The 1,080-nt window shown below is 66.1% G+C and carries 1 protein-coding gene; it reads left to right on the top strand.

Annotated elements, in window-relative coordinates; genetic code table 11:
• Nucleotides 1-102 precede the first annotated feature (102 nt).
• Nucleotides 103-1,071 (top strand): IS481 family transposase, encoded by a 969-nt coding sequence (locus JD276_RS15685; protein ID WP_200116597.1) that lies wholly within the window; start codon nt 103-105, stop codon nt 1,069-1,071.
• Nucleotides 1,072-1,080: the final 9 nt, after the last annotated feature.

Here is a 1,080-nt window from a genome sequence, read left to right as displayed (position 1 = left end):
TGTACCCGGCCATGAGGTTGGTGGTGGTGCGGGCCTTGTGAAAAGGGAGAACCTCCGGGCTTAGTGGAGATATCTGACGTCTTCACGAACTCGGAGGTTCTCATGTCCCACCGTAACGCCCGTCTGACCGTGCACGGCAGGCTGCTCATCGTTCATCGCGCCCAGGCCGGTTGGAAACAAGCACATATCGCGGCGGCAATGGGAGTATCTCGCCGCTGCGTGAAGCGATGGCTGGACCGCTACCGGGCTGAGGGGGAAGCCGGCCTGCATGACCGGTCCTCGCGGCCGCACCATATCGCCAATCGCACGTCCGATGCCCAGGCGGCGGCCGTGATCGCGATCCGGAAGAAGCAACGGCTCGGGCGTGACGAGATCGCGACCCGGACCGGGGTGCCGGCGCGGACGGTCTCGCGCATCCTCGCGCGGGCGGGACTGCCGCGTCTGGCCGAGCTGGACCCGATGACCGGTGAGCAGATCCGCGCGTCGAACACCACCGCTGTCCGCTACGAACGCGAGCGCCCCGGCGAGCTGGTGCACATGGACGTGAAGAAGCTCGGACGTATCCCCGACGGCGGCGGTTGGAAGGCCCACGGCAGAGGCGCGGGATCGATCCTGCGGGACCGGAACACAAAGGTGGGCTTCGACTATGTCCACTCGGTCGTCGACGACCACTCCCGGCTGGCGTACTCCGAGGTCCTCCCCGACGAGAAGGGCACTACCTGCGCTGCATTCTTCGAGCGCGCGGTCGCCTACTTCGCCGCCCACGGTATCTCCCGGATCGAGCGGCTGATCACCGACAATGCCTGGGCATACCGCTGGTCGCTGCGCGAGGTCTGCGCCGCGCACGGCATCCGTCAGAAGTTCATCAAACCGCATTGCCCCTGGCAGAACGGCAAGGTGGAACGCTTCAACCGGACCCTGCAAACCGAGTGGGCCTACCGGCAGCCGTTCACCTCAAACGACGAGCGCACCGCAGCCCTTGACCCCTGGCTCGAGCACTACAACACTGGACGACACCACTCAGCCCTCGGAGGAAAGCCCCCGATCAGCCGACTGCGACCAACGCCCTGACCCGGTACA

This window comes from Leucobacter chromiisoli (assembly GCF_016522505.1).
Taxonomy (GTDB): Bacteria; Actinomycetota; Actinomycetes; order Actinomycetales; family Microbacteriaceae; genus Leucobacter; species Leucobacter chromiisoli.
Note: the sequence above shows the minus strand (reverse complement) of the source record. Positions and strands in the feature narration are given on the sequence as shown.